General features: G+C 60.1%; 12 protein-coding genes. 2 read left to right on the top strand and 10 right to left on the bottom strand.

Translation table 11 applies throughout. The annotated features are described in order from the left end of the window. Positions 1–101: 101 nt before the first annotated feature. From E3T27_RS04165 to E3T27_RS04125, 9 genes are all read right to left on the bottom strand, one after another. Positions 102–317: a hypervirulence associated TUDOR domain-containing protein gene (locus tag E3T27_RS04165; protein WP_134571676.1), complete on the bottom strand. Its 216-nt coding sequence runs from the start codon at positions 315–317 to the stop codon at positions 102–104. 318 nt (positions 318–635) lie between these two features. Further along, positions 636–1,244: a hypothetical protein gene (locus E3T27_RS04160; RefSeq protein WP_134571675.1), complete on the bottom strand. Its 609-nt coding sequence runs from the start codon at positions 1,242–1,244 to the stop codon at positions 636–638. Then, entirely contained in the window at positions 1,231–1,812 is a 582-nt protein-coding gene (locus E3T27_RS04155) for an RNA polymerase sigma factor (RefSeq protein WP_134571674.1), read from the bottom strand. Before E3T27_RS04155 ends, E3T27_RS04160 begins: the two co-directional genes overlap by 14 nt. An 82-nt stretch (positions 1,813–1,894) precedes the next feature. Continuing rightward, a complete protein-coding gene (pepD, locus tag E3T27_RS04150) occupies positions 1,895–3,391 on the bottom strand; it encodes a beta-Ala-His dipeptidase (RefSeq protein ID WP_134571673.1) in 1,497 nt (498 codons plus the stop codon). A gap of 19 nt (positions 3,392–3,410) precedes the next feature. Continuing rightward, positions 3,411–4,418, bottom strand: a complete 1,008-nt coding sequence (locus tag E3T27_RS04145) for an ABC transporter permease (protein WP_104196112.1) — start codon at positions 4,416–4,418, stop codon at positions 3,411–3,413. Then, positions 4,418–5,869 (bottom strand): sugar ABC transporter ATP-binding protein, encoded by a 1,452-nt coding sequence (locus E3T27_RS04140; protein ID WP_134571672.1) that lies wholly within the window; start codon positions 5,867–5,869, stop codon positions 4,418–4,420. Before E3T27_RS04140 ends, E3T27_RS04145 begins: the two co-directional genes overlap by 1 nt. 80 nt (positions 5,870–5,949) lie before the next feature. Then, positions 5,950–6,999, bottom strand: coding sequence for an ABC transporter permease (locus E3T27_RS04135; RefSeq protein ID WP_134547476.1), 1,050 nt, complete (start codon positions 6,997–6,999; stop codon positions 5,950–5,952). A gap of 94 nt (positions 7,000–7,093) precedes the next feature. Continuing rightward, a complete protein-coding gene (locus E3T27_RS04130; RefSeq protein ID WP_134547478.1) occupies positions 7,094–8,254 on the bottom strand; it encodes a sugar ABC transporter substrate-binding protein in 1,161 nt (386 codons plus the stop codon). A 174-nt stretch (positions 8,255–8,428) separates the two neighbouring features. Then, on the bottom strand, positions 8,429–9,664 hold the full coding sequence (locus E3T27_RS04125; protein WP_134571671.1) for an epoxide hydrolase family protein: 1,236 nt from the start codon (positions 9,662–9,664) through the stop codon (positions 8,429–8,431). Between the two features lie 214 nt (positions 9,665–9,878). On the opposite strand from E3T27_RS04125, the gene E3T27_RS04120 reads away from it, so the two are divergent. Then, positions 9,879–10,826, top strand: coding sequence for a beta-keto acid cleavage family enzyme (locus E3T27_RS04120; protein ID WP_104196117.1), 948 nt, complete (start codon positions 9,879–9,881; stop codon positions 10,824–10,826). 55 nt (positions 10,827–10,881) lie between these two features. Here E3T27_RS04120 and E3T27_RS04115 read toward each other — a convergent pair whose 3' ends face one another. Continuing rightward, the gene (locus E3T27_RS04115) at positions 10,882–11,631 is read right to left on the bottom strand and encodes a lipoyl protein ligase domain-containing protein (protein WP_104196118.1); all 750 of its coding nucleotides are present in this window, start codon (positions 11,629–11,631) and stop codon (positions 10,882–10,884) included. A gap of 254 nt (positions 11,632–11,885) precedes the next feature. Here E3T27_RS04115 and E3T27_RS04110 point away from each other — a divergent pair, with 254 nt between their 5' ends. Continuing rightward, positions 11,886–12,854: a sugar-binding transcriptional regulator gene (locus tag E3T27_RS04110; protein WP_134571669.1), complete on the top strand. Its 969-nt coding sequence runs from the start codon at positions 11,886–11,888 to the stop codon at positions 12,852–12,854. Positions 12,855–12,872: the final 18 nt, after the last annotated feature.

The raw sequence follows: 12,872 nt of genomic DNA, 5'->3' as shown, positions 1-12,872 counted from the left end.
CCGGTGTGCGCAATAACATTCCGTGCAGAAATCGACCGTGCGCGCCAACCGATGCGCCGACGCCCGAAACGCCAGGGCTGGTTCCTGGCACTCCCTTGGTTCTAACGAGGCGACAGCTTGCGAAGGGCGCTGGCCTTGTGCGCGGCTTGTGCATCCGTCTTTTCAGATTTCACGATAAACGCCGGCTCATCTTTTGAGGCGTGAAACCTTTGGCCCGCAAAGTCGAAATCGCTCGTCTTCTTCTCGACTACCTCCCCCTGAGTTCGTCCTTGAGATGTCGCCCAACTCACCCGGTCGCCTGTACTGAAGTCTGTCATCCTCGAAGCATACGGACGGAGACGGATCTGGGCTAGCACGGCGGGGTTGGTATTAATTGCAATCGGCCTCGTGAGGCCGAAACGTCGGCGCTCTGCTGACAGACCGAGAGTGGTTTCAACACACAGAACAGGTTGCTCGCCGGATCGTCTCGAACCAGCCACGGCACGTCAACCTGACCCAGGTCAGCGGATGTTGCGCTGGGCGCCCCGTCCCAGCTGCGGCGCTCGCACAGCGGTCGCACTGACCACCGTGGCGTTTCCGATACCAGAGGGGACGATTTCACGCACTATTGCCACCGGCTGCTTTGCGGGCCTGGATCAGCCGGGGAACGCTGCGTCGTAAACCGTGCGGAGCTCGGTACTGTCGGCCCCGGTCACGCCGCAGCCGGTGATCGTTCCATCGACTGCGCCGACGAGGTAGCTCTGGCCGACCTCGAAGGGCACGCCCGAGAAGTCGGAGGTCACCGCGTCGACTTGGGCTACTTCCACCCGGTCGGCGACGTCGCCGGTGAAGCGCTCCGTGACCTCCAACAAAATGGTCTCGCCCTGGATCTGCAGCACCGTCGCGGCGAACGCCTGCTGCTGCGCCGCGACGGTCGCCGGCTCGAGCACGAGGCAGCTGCCACTTGCGAGGCCTCCACCGATGGGAGGCTGCAGCGTCTCGACAGTGGGTTCCGCACCGCCGAGCACGAGGGGCGCGACGATTGCAGCGGCGAGGGCGAGGCCGGCGGCGATACCGATTAGCGGCCTCCACCGCCGAAAGTCGCGTCGCGGCGCCTCGGGGGTGACGGTCCTGGTGCTGGAAGACTCGTCGGTCATGATCTGCTCCATTCTGTGGTCGAGCCACGTCGGCGAGGCAGGGGGCAGCCCGCGGGCCGGATCGGCAGCGCGCAGCTGATCGCGCAGCGCACGGTCATCGTCGTGCATCTTCGCTCCCTTCGTCATAAGTCATATGTCCGGCCGGGTTGCCGGATTTCAATAGCTCCTGCTTGAGTCGCGCCTTTGCACGGTGAAGTCGGATAGCCGCTGCGTTTGCGCTGATGCCGAGCACGACGGCAAGTTGTGGGCTCGTGAACTCGTCCCACGCCCACAGCCGCAAGATTTCGGCGTCGTTTCGACGCAGGCCAGCAAGGGCTGCGGTCACGCGGGCCGCCTTGGCTGTGCCATCGACGGTGGATGCGGCGGGGCTCTCGTCCGCAGCGGCCGGTGGCGGGTCGATGGCGATGATGCGGCCGATGAGACGGGTACGGCGACGCTCGGCACGTCGGGCGTTGCTGAGGCACTGCCGCGCGACGACGATCGCCCACGGCAGGGCGTCGTCGGGCACTTCGTCAAGGCGGCGCCAGCACACCAGCAGGGTGTCGCCGATCACGTCGTCGGCCGTCGCAGCGTCGGTACGGCGGTGCAGGTAGCGGCGCACCGGGTCGATGACGAGTGCGACGAGGTTACGCATCCGCTTCTCGCGGTTGGTGTCGGTGTCCGTCACAACTCTCATACTGAGGTATGTCCGGCAGGGGCGCGGGGATTTCATACGGGGTTTTCTCGTGCCGTTCCACCTGTCGGTTTCCCGCCTCTGCCTATCCCAGTCGCGAAACGACCATCTTGATCAGCGGCCAGACACGTTCCACGGACTTGTGATTCACTCTCTCCGCGGAAGAATGCAGGGCCTGAAGCTCGGTGCCGATCGAGATGATATCGGCGACGGGCACCCTTCTGCTGAACATACCGAGCTCAAGTGAGCACTGAGACACCTCGACGTTGGGCTCCTTGCCGAGCACGTCGCGGTAGGCCGCAGACGCCGTGGCCAGGAGTTGGGATTGCGGACGATACGGGAACTCCGGCGCGTCGAGGCCGTAGAGCTCACAGACGACACCACCGCCGGCGAGCGCCACGAGCGCTTGTACACGCTCGATCAACTCGTGTTTCCTCGTGGTCAGGGCCGACGTGACCGTCGACATGATCCGTGCACCGTCAGCCGTCGGTCGCAACGTTCCGACATTGTTCGACGTTTCCACACGACCGGGGACGTGCAGATTCCAGCTGACCACCCCCTGCGGGATAAGCCGCAAAACGGTCATGAGCCTGAGTCCGGCGGCACGCGAAAATGCGACATTAGGACGTATCGCGTTCTTCAGTTCGACGCGAATGGCGGGGTCAGAAATCTGGTATTCACTCTTGACATGTACATCGAGCTCGGCGATGAGAGCCTCGATCGAATCCGTGTCCGCGTCATTAAAGACGATGACAGCGGATGCATCGGCCGGGATCGCACTATTTTGGGCACCGCCAAACGGATCGGCAATGCGCACCTCATGCTCACCGGACAGCCTGTGGACCGCGCGGGCCAGCACCTGCAGAGCGTTCGCCCGCTCCAACTGGATGTCGAATTCGCAGTGACCACCATTGAGCCCGCGCACCTCCAGCGAGCGCGCGCGGGTCAAGGTATCCGGTATTGGTTCGAACTCCCCCGGGACATCGACTGTGAACGTCACGTCCCCGCTGCACCCCGCGAGGATCTCTTCGTCGGTTATCCAGTTGAAGTCAATCATGCGCCGCCCAGCGAGTTGCGTGACGTCGAACTGTCCGGCCCCCACCTTCCCCTTCTCTTCCATGGCTGTGAGCACTGCCTCCAGCGGCGGATGAGGAATGTCCTTCGATTCCAGCAGTGCGAGGATGTAGGACACTCCGATTCCGTTGTCCGCCCCCAGAGACGTTCCCGACGCCGAGATGTACTCGCCGTCGACGACAAGGCTCAACGGTTGGTTCACGAAGTCGAATTCGACACCTACGGCCTTTTCGCAGACCATATCCAGGTGGCCGTGCAAAATGAGCGGGGCTGCATTCTCCAGGCCTCCCTGCCCTGGCTTTTTAACGAGTACGCAGTGCAGGTCATCCTGGGTCGCCTCGAGTCCGAGCGTTCGGGCGAAATCCACGACCCAGTTGGCGACCTGTTCCTCGTTCCCTGACCCTCGCGGGATGCTCGTGAGCACTTCGAAGAATTGGAATACCTCGCGCGGTTCGAGGTCTCTGAGCACGCCAGAGTTGGTCGCTTCTATGACGTCCACTGCAGACATATGTGATCCCTCTCGTTTGTTACTTGACAATGCTTGATTTGTTGCGCGACATGGTGAGGGCAACTACCCCGATGATGACTGCGCCATAGACCAAGCTCTGGGCCTGGGCGTCGATGCCGACGGCGGTCGTCGCGATAGGAACCAGGGCAACGGTCAACGCTCCGAAAATTACTGTGAGCGGATTGACGACACCTCCGGAGATTGACGTTCCTCCGATCAGAGCTGCAGCGATGGCGGGAAGCAGCAGGTCGCTGCCCAGCCCGGTGGGAGACGCGGACCCCGCCTGCGCGATGATCGCGATGCCGGCGAGTCCGGCGGCGAACCCCGAGAGAGCGAAGGCCAGCACCTTGAGGGACCGGGTTCGAACCGCAGAGAAGATCGCGGCCGACTCGTTCTTGCCGACGGCCGTCATTCCGCGGCCGATGCGGGTATAACGCAAAAGCACCCAGAGGGAGACCGCAAGAAGCACGCCCATCCAGAATGTCATCGGCACATTCGCGATTCCGCTTTCGTACAGCGCGTGAACGCCCTCCCCGTTGCTGGCGACGTAGACGGTCGTGCGGCCGCTGGCCACGAGCGCGACTGCTTGAAAGATTCCCAGCGTGCCGAGTGTCAGGGCGAAGGACGGTACCTGCGCGTAGGCGACGATCAAACCGTTCACGGCTCCGAAAGCGGTGGTGGCCAGGAGCACGATTACCGGCGATAATCCCGCTACGGGCCCGAGTGTGAGCGCGAGCAGGATTGCTCCCAGCAAGCCAATCGCGGCATTCGACAGGTCAATCGACCCGACGTTGAGCACCATTGCCTGCCCCAGTGCCAGCAAAAGAATAGGGGCCGACGACGACGCGATTATCGCCAGTCCTCCGCTCCCGATGAAGGCTGGCGTGAGGATGGCAACGACGACGAGTATCGCGAGGAAGATGACGATTGGGCCAATCGCATGCCAGCCTCCGATGCGCTTCACGGACGGCAACTTTCCGCGGGCAGGGACGGCGACCTTCGTTCTCTCGCTGTCAATCTTGGTCATCACAGCATCCTTTCGAGCAGGTCCAGGGTCGCGGGATTGTCGTGCCCGAGGTCGAAGACGCCTGAGATCCGGCCGTCTCGCATCACCACGATGTCGTCGGCGATGTCTAGCGCCTCATCGATCGTGTCGGGAATGAGGATGATCGCGGTTCCTTCATCGCATACCGACCGAATCTGCGCATTCACTGTTTCGGCCGCGCCCGGGTCGAGACCTCGAAGCGGATGGTCCAGCACGAGAGCCTTCAGATGCGCGGAGTTCAACCACTTGGCGAGGACGACCTTCTGCTGGTTACCGCCGGAAAAGTCCTGCAGCATGTGCTCCGGCTCGCGAGGCCGAATATCGAGCTTCTCAAACCACGCACGTGCCAGAGACAGCCTGCGCCCGGGAAGCTCGAACGGCCCGAGGGCCGCGGAGCCGGGATGCGTGAGCGTGATGTTTTGATCCGCCGGCATTTCCCCCACCATTCCCTCTGTCTTGCGCTCCGCGGGGACGTAGCCCACACCAAGAGCAACGGCCTTCTTGATGGACAACTGGCGCCCGGAATAACCCGCGATCGAGACCGATCCGGAATCGAAGCCTTCGGCCCCGAATATCGCTCGCGCCACGGACTCGCGGCCGGAGCCGCTGGTACCCAGGATGGCCAGGATTCGGCCGGGGTAGGCATCGATCGACACATCCGCATAGGAGCCTGCCCGGGTGAGGTCGTGGATCGAGATGACTGGACTATTCGCCGGATCGATACTGCGCCGGCTTCGAACGGCAGCGTGAGTTTCCCGACCGACCATAAGACGGAATAGTTCCTCTTCGGTTACGTCATCGACGGCGCGGTCGGCGATCAATTCACCGTCACGCATGACCACGACGCGATCGCAAATCCGCATCACCTCGTCGAGTCGGTGCGAGACGAAGATCACCGAGCCGATGTCGCGAAGCTTGGAGATTTCCCTCTCCAGGATCGCGGTCTCCGTCCTCTCCAAAATCGCGGTCGGTTCGTCGAGGATCACCAGAGGAGTCGTGTGACTGGCGGCACTCACCCGGATTGCTCGTGCGATCTCGACCATCTGGCGATCAACGAACGACAGGTCGCTGACCCGCGTCTTCGGATTCAAGTGCGATCCGATCAGGTCGAGAGCCTGTGCCGCGTCCGCGTAGAGGCGTCGCCAGTTGTAGAGCCCCAGCCGGTTGACACCGCCCCGGCCGCTTGGGGTGTTCACCTCAATATTTTCGGCAATAGTGAGGTTCGTGAATAGTGATTGCTCTTGGTGAACGACCCCGATCCCCACGCGTAGGGCATCAGCTGGCCCGCGGAACTGGACTTCGCGTCCGTTGACCGCGATTGTCCCTTCATCATGCCGATAGTTGCCTGACAATATCTTCAGCAGCGTGGACTTGCCCGCGCCGTTCTCGCCGATAAGTCCAATGACCTCACCGGATTGGATACTCAGGGACACTCCACGTACGGCACGATTAGATCCGAAGCTTTTGGAGACATTGTTCAGATGAAGCACTGCAGGAGTTGTGGTCACGTCGCTCACTTCGCCACCCGCAATCTGTCACGCTGCGACCATGCGGCGAACACGATGGCTGCGACCAGAATCGCACCGGTGACGGCCGACTGATAGCTCGACTCAACACCGGAGAGGATGAGTCCGTTGTTGAGGATCGTCAGGAGGAATACGCCCAATACGGTGCGCAGGATCCCCCCTTTTCCGCCGGCGAGGTGAGTTCCTCCGATGACAACTGCAGGGATGACGATGAAGAGCACCCCGGAGCCGACTGTGGGCGACCCGATGTCGAGTTGAACAGTGGCGAGGATACCGCCGAGCCCACTCAGCACAGCGGCGATGGCAAAGACGGCGACCTTCACAGGGAAAGCGGGAAGGCCCGCCGAGCGAACGATCGTCTCGCTGTTTCCAATGGCAAGGGTCACGCGGCCGATCCGGGTGCTGCGCAGAACGAGTATGCCCAGACCGATGACGAGCAGCGCCACCCAAAAGGAGTTAGGAAGACCAAAACTAATTCGCGAGGTCCAGCCCTTGAGTCCTTCATCCTCGAGACGAGGGAGAAGGTCGGTTCCATAGAGCATGGTGGCGATTCCTAGCCCGACGTACCACATCCCCAGAGTGACGATAAATGAGGGAACCTTCAGTGCGGTGAAGATGAGACCGCTGGCGACTCCGAGCAGGAGTGCCACGCCGAGGGCGATAACCCAAGCCCACGGCCCCAGGTCCGCTCCCCCGCGCGAGTTATTACTGAGGAGTATCCAGGTCATCCCGGTTGCCCCCATGACTCCCTCCACGGACAAGTCGATGGAGCCGAGGAGAATAACTAAAGTCGCGCCCACGGCCACAATCAAGGGGATGGCGGACTGGGTGAGTACGTTCTGAATGTTGGACGCGGTCAGAAAACGTTCATTGAGCAGGGAAAACACACTGATAAGAACGGCGAGGGCCACGAGTAAACTCAGTGGTTCGGCGAGACCGCGAAACCGAGCGCGGCGCTCGATGCCGGACTCGCGGATCCTGATCGCGGTGGTGGTTATGCCACCCGCGCCCTGTTCCGACAAGACTTTGTGAACCATGAGAAATCTCCTCGTTGATACCGATCACATAATGGTGATGTACCTGATCCGGCCCTCGTCGATCAGACGAGGGCCGGATCAGGTGGCCGCAATGCTACGGCTTGGGCAGGACTTCGGGTCCACCGCCGCCGATCAGAGTTGCCGGCTCGGTGTCCCACGGGCCCTTCTCGACGAGCTGGTCGACGAAATCAGCTGCAGCGGTGGGGGTGTCGTACTTCAGGTAGTCGCCCAGGGTTTCGGGCGTCACACACTTGATGTCAAAAAAACTCGTGCGCTTTTCCTTGGGCAGTTCAGACGGAACGATTTCTCCGGTCGCTGCCAGGTAGGCCGTATACAGACCGATAGCGGAGGCCATGTAGCCGCGGTGGAAGGTCTCGCCGACGATGGCGTTGTTGCCATAGCCTTTCTCCATGAGTGCCACCGTGTCGGGGTACAGGCCGTCAGAGGCGAACTTCACCTTGTCCAGCAAACCCGCGTCGTCGAAGGCCTGGATCGCACCGAGCTGCATGCCGTCATCGGCGCTCCAGACACCATTGATCTGGTCTCCGTACTTGGCGATCAAGTCCTTTGCATTCTGATTCGCGAGCTGCGGGTCCCAATTCGAGGGCTGGTTCTCGAGAATCTTGATCCCTGGGTAGTTTTCACGCATTTCAGCCTCAAAGCCGGCAACACGCGTCTGGCTCGTTGTGCTGTCCTGGACGCCGGGGAACATGATGACGTTGCCCTTGCCGCCGAGCGCATCACCGATCGCCTGAGCGTTGCAGCGGCCCGAGTCCACGCCGGGGTGCTTCTGGAAGGCCACAAAATTGTCGCCCGAGTCCCAGGGCTCGAAGTTATCCGGCTTGTTCCACCAGATCGACACGTAGCCGCCGGCACGCTTCACAGCGTCCACGATCGTCGGGGTGTCTGAGCTCGCGACGGTGTTGACGAACATCACGACCTTCTTGCCCTGCGCCAGAATTGCCTGAATCTTTGAGATTTCAGTCTGCGACGAGCCCTGCGAGTCGATGATCTCGAGCGGAATGTCCAGTTTTTTGGAAAGAGCCTTTGCCCCCTCGATATTGGCGATGAAGTAGGGGTTGGTGGTGTTGATGACGGAGGCGACGAGGACCAGGTCCTCCTTGGCAATGGGGCCAGAGGAAGAAGATCCGCCGGCTCCGCTCGCGGTCGACGTGCACCCGGCGAGTGCGAGCGCAGCGACAGCGGCGATGGCGGCGAATCGAACGAGCGCACCGCGATTGTGTTTCAGAGACATCTTTGACTCCTTGTTGGTGGGTGAGGCTTGGACTACGTCCCGTGCATTTTTATTCAATAAAGCATTTTTGATTCATTGTGAGGATAGAGGCGATGAGGTGCGCACACAAGAAAATTTCGCTTGATAGTTCACCTGTAACCGATTCGTTAGAATCGGGTGCCGACAAAGCGTGCGTCAGTGCAAGGTGCGGAAGAAATCACGGACGTCGGTCACGTAGATTTCCGGTTCCTCCAAAGGAGCAAAGTGACCACCGCTCTGGTGAACCCGGTATTGCTGGAGGTTGAAGTATTTCTCCGTCCAGGTTTTCGGCGGCTTGTATATCTCGCCCGGGTAGATCGAGACGGCGGTCGGTACTCCTACGACCGGGAACCGGTTGTGACTCGGAGTCCACGGGTTTCCTCGGCATTCCCAGTAGTACCGGGAGGACGTTCCGCCCGTTCCGGTGAGAAAGTACACCGCGGCAGTCGTGATCAGGTCGTCCTTTGGCCAGACATTTTCAAATGCCTCTGTGCCGCTACCTCGTTCCGCGAGGCCCCAGAAGTACCGCTTTTCGGTGATCCAGGCCAGCTGGGCTGCAGGTGAGTCGGCAACGAGCGCCGCGAGCGTCTGTGGCTTCGTCAATTGGAGCTCACCGTAGCCGCTCTCATTCTCGACGAACAACTTTCCCCGATCGAACCAGTCGGATTCGTCAGCAGAGTACTCGCTCGCCGCCGGCAATCCCAAAGCAGAGTCGTACACGATGCCCTCGGGTTGGTCGGGATGTTGTGCGAGATAGTGCGACATCTGCGCGGGAAAGTGCGTATAGACGCCGATGACATCGGATTCATACTTGTGCCCGTGCTGTTGTGCGATCAGCGCACCCCAATCCCCTCCCGCGGTGGCATAGCGGTCATACCCGAGGATCTGCTTCATGAGTACGTTCTCAAGATCAGCGGTCTTCCAGAAATTCCACCCTGTCTCTGTGAGCGGCGAGGAGAACCCATAGCCGGGCAGGGAGATGAGAACCACGTCAAAGGAGTCAGACTCCACGCCGCCGAATTTAACCGGATCCGTGAGAGGCTCGATGATCTTGCGGACGTCCCAGAAAGTCCACGGCCAGCCATGGTGGAGAAGCAGCGGCTTCGGATTGGTTCCCTTGCCACGTACATGGATGAAGTGCAGGGGAACGCCCATCACGTCTACCTTGAAGTGTGGGAGTTCGTTCATCTGACGCTCCACAGCGCGCCAGTCGTACTCATTGATCCAGTAGTCGATGAGGGTGCGATGGTACTCGGTATTGTAGCCATAGCGCCAGTCTTCGTTCCCAAAGTCCTGGGGGAATCGAGTCCGTTTCAGGCGCTCCATCATGTCGTCAAGATCCGCGTCGGGGATGCGGATCTCGTACGGACGAACATCAAACGAGTCCAACAAACTAGAACCTCCTTGTTCCGTGTCGCACACGCGGGGGTATTTTTTATTCAGTGACTGCGTGTATATTCATTTTATATCTCATCCGGCGTTCATCTGTCAACGAATCGCGGCAGTCCGGAAGCTACAGGCGGACTGGGCCCAAGTATCGTCGTCCGGTTTGGACAAAGCACTAGACCGTTTCGGATGCAATCATCTCGAGAAAGAGAAGTGAACCATGGTCACTGCCCTCGACAAGTATGCGGATATGAAGCCCAACTGGGACTACCCAGTCATAATCGAGTCTCATATCAACGGCATTCGTACGAAAGAAATGAACCCGAACACCCCGATTTCCTATGACGAGATTGCGGAAGACGCAATTCGCTGCTGGGAAGCCGGGGCCGGTGCGATCCACGCCCACAACACCAGTTTCGACCTCATGGGCGAAGACGCGTATAAGGACTACATGCGCACATGGGACAAGGTGTTGCAGAAGCACCCTGACATCACCTGGTACCCCACGACCTGCAACAACCTCCGCCTCAAAGGCGACGAGAACGGCCTTCAGCACGTCCCCTTCCTCGTCGAGAAGGCAAACGTTCGGATTGCCTGTGTCGACACCGGGCTCACCCTATTCGCTACAGAAACGGATGCCGAGGGCTATCTCGCTGGCCCCGAATTCGGGTTCAACTACGAACGCGTTGGCAGCCAAATCAAGATGCTGCGTGCGCACGGCACTCCCATGGTCTTCGGCGTCTACGAACCAGGCCACCTTCGCCACGCTATGCACTATGTCAACAAGGGGCTCTCCACGCCGGGTTCCATGTGGGATTTCTATCTCATCGGGGATTACGGTCTCACTGCCACAGATCCCATCGGGACGAACGGCATGAAGCCAAGTCTTGAGAGCCTGTACTACTACCTCTGGATGATCGAGGAAGCGAAAGTCAAACACCCCTGGTACATCTCGATCTGGGGTCAGGGCGCCCTCGACGACACCTCGATCCTCCGCAGGGCGATCGAGCTCGGGGGCCACATCAAGACTGGACTGGAACTGTTTTATGATCCGGCTCGCAATCCGACAAACCTGGAGCTGCTGCAGCAGGCCCAGGAAATCGCCAGGGAAGTCGGCCGGCCCATAGCAACGCCGGAAGAGGCGAGGGCTCTGTACAACATTCGATGATGCACAACTGACGGGCGTATTTCGCGCAGCCCCCTGCGCTCGAATGCAAAACTATTTACGCACGAGCATCGTCAATATGGGTTATCTGCGGAAACGCCCATTCCGAGTGTCGCTGTTGGAGCCCGGTCACAAGCTCGTGCACGATTTCGTCGAGTGTCCCCTGGACCCCCTCGCCACGGACGCTCCCCAAACTCGAAGGCGACCAGTCAAGCTTCATTGCACCGTAAACCGCGTCGACGACTGGCCGCAGTCGCTCGGGTTTTTCCAGCACGATGCATGCGGTCAGCAGCCTCGCACTGCGCATGGCGCGCTGAGCGATTCCTACGACCTTCACCTGCCCTCGCGCGTTGACGCTATGGTCACCCGCACAGTATTCCCCGACGACGGGACCGACTCGAGCGTCGAGGCCGAGGTCGCCCAAGACATCTCGAAAACAAGCAGCTCCCGCTTCAAAGGCCGCAATGTGATCACCGTAGAACTTCAAGGGGGCCATGAGATCGATGATCAGGCACGTCTGGTCGTACGCCACTGCTCGTCCCCCCGCGAGGCGGATCACTGGGTCAAAGCCGAACCCACGAGCCGCCGCGGAAGCTGCGGCGAATTCAGGCATCAAGCTTTCACGTCGGCTGAATGCCATGGTGGGAATCGGACGATAGGCCCTGATCCGAGCATGAGCGTTGTCGTCTTCTTGCATCTCGCGGAGCACGCGTAAGGACTCATCGATGTCGTCTTGCGCTGTGTTGCCGACCCGACCCAGTGATAAATTCGGTACGCGAGTGAGCAACTTCTGGTTCACCTCCGTCATCACGTGCAGGACTCAAACTCTGAATCTGGGAAGAGGTGATCGATAGATTGTTCGATCAGCTGGCGCATGCGCCTCTGCACCGAGAGGCGCGTTCCATCGAGTCCAACCTGAAGAGACTGGTGTGGGATCGCCATCCGTCGACCTCTTTTCCCCAGGATACTGACCTAACCTGAACCCGGAGTCTAGAGTGAAATGGATATTCTTGCAACCGACGAATCTTGATACAATTACGTAACCGAGTGATAGGAGACGCTGTGGCTGCTGACCTTGAACCGCGCAGGTTCATGACAAAGGTGGCGCGGATGTACTACACCCACGGCATTCGACAGATCGAGATCGCTTCGACCTTGGGCATGTCGCAGGCCCGTGTCTCTCGGCTGCTTCAAGCCGCTGAGCAAGCGAAAATTGTGCGAACGATTGTCGTCATCCCTGAGGGCCTGCACGCGGAGGTCGAAGAAGATCTCCAGAAGCGCTACGGCTTGTCTCAGGTTCATATCGTGGAGGCGCTGGATCCAAACGATGAGGCCGGCATCAATCGCGACCTCGGAGAGGCCGCTGCGCTCATCCTCTCCGCAATGCAGTTATCAGGGAAAACTATTGGCTTCACTTCATGGAGCCGGTCACTGCGTTCACTCGTAGCCACCCTCGAACCGTCGAAAAAAAAGAAGTCCGGTGCCACTCGCATCGTTGAGATGCTCGGGGACGTCGGCCCGCCACAGTCGCAGCATGATTCCACCCGTTCCACGCAGCGCTTTGCCGACCTGATCGGTGGGACTCCCCTGTTTATCCGCGCTCCCGGGGTTCTGTCTTCTGCGGAAGTGCGTGAAGCAATGATTAGCTACGACGCACACACCCGCGAAGCGATCGCGGCGTTAGATGAGTTGGACGTTGCCCTTGTCGGTATCGGTACCTGCAATATCGATGCACCGTTGGAGCCGGGCGGCAACTTTTTCACAGTAGAACAATTCGAAATGGCAAAGTCGCTCGGCGCCGTCGGACAGATCAACCTCAGGTTCATCGACACGGAGGGAATCCCGCTTGAAAGCGAGCTTGATTCCCTGGTGATCGGCGTGACCTTGGCCCAGCTTCCCGCTAAGGGCGGACGATTTGCCGTCGCTGGTGGAAGGTCGAAATACGAGGCCGTGCGCGCGGCCCTGCGCGGTCACTGGATCGACACCCTGATCACGGATATGGAAACGGCAGAGCGACTCCTGCGGGAGTAAACGCCGGTGAGCGGCGGC

The sequence above is a fragment of the Cryobacterium lyxosi genome (assembly GCF_004403345.1).
Classification (GTDB): domain Bacteria; phylum Actinomycetota; class Actinomycetes; order Actinomycetales; family Microbacteriaceae; genus Cryobacterium; species Cryobacterium lyxosi.
This window is presented reverse-complemented; position numbering and strand designations above follow the sequence as displayed.

Coding starts and splice junctions, on each gene's coding strand:
- E3T27_RS04165 (WP_134571676.1), bottom strand. CDS start 317: ATGACAGACTTCAGTACAGGCGACCGGGTGAGTTGGGCGACATCTCAA.
- E3T27_RS04160 (WP_134571675.1), bottom strand. CDS start 1,244: ATGCACGACGATGACCGTGCGCTGCGCGATCAGCTGCGCGCTGCCGAT.
- E3T27_RS04155 (WP_134571674.1), bottom strand. CDS start 1,812: ATGAGAGTTGTGACGGACACCGACACCAACCGCGAGAAGCGGATGCGT.
- pepD (WP_134571673.1), bottom strand. CDS start 3,391: ATGTCTGCAGTGGACGTCATAGAAGCGACCAACTCTGGCGTGCTCAGA.
- E3T27_RS04145 (WP_104196112.1), bottom strand. CDS start 4,418: ATGACCAAGATTGACAGCGAGAGAACGAAGGTCGCCGTCCCTGCCCGC.
- E3T27_RS04135 (WP_134547476.1), bottom strand. CDS start 6,999: ATGGTTCACAAAGTCTTGTCGGAACAGGGCGCGGGTGGCATAACCACC.
- E3T27_RS04130 (WP_134547478.1), bottom strand. CDS start 8,254: ATGTCTCTGAAACACAATCGCGGTGCGCTCGTTCGATTCGCCGCCATC.
- E3T27_RS04120 (WP_104196117.1), top strand. CDS start 9,879: ATGGTCACTGCCCTCGACAAGTATGCGGATATGAAGCCCAACTGGGAC.
- E3T27_RS04115 (WP_104196118.1), bottom strand. CDS start 11,631: ATGACGGAGGTGAACCAGAAGTTGCTCACTCGCGTACCGAATTTATCA.